Genomic DNA, 274 nt, shown 5'->3' on the forward strand with positions numbered 1-274 from the left:
CCGGAATATTCCTGACAAACGCCAGCATGAACACAACGCTATCCTATAAGAGAAATATCGATTTGCCATACAGTGCCGTATTTCCACTTCTTTTCGATCAGGCCGGAAGTGAAGAACTCGAACGCTGCTACCGCGAATATATCGACGTTGCCGTGCGTTACGGCCACGGCATAATCCTCGAAACCGCAACGTGGCGCGCAAACTCGGATTGGGGAGAAAAGCTCGGCTACGACCGCGACAGGCTGCTCGCGGCCAACGACCGGTCGGTGGCATT

The 274-nt window shown here is 54.0% G+C and carries 1 pseudogene; it reads left to right on the plus strand.

Annotated features, from left to right (window positions below):
• Nucleotides 1-62: 62 nt before the first annotated feature.
• A pseudogene (locus ACPYOI_RS36240) lies at nt 63-274 on the plus strand (homocysteine S-methyltransferase family protein); the annotation flags it as partial.

Source organism: Rhizobium sp. SVR5-2C (assembly GCF_056755115.1).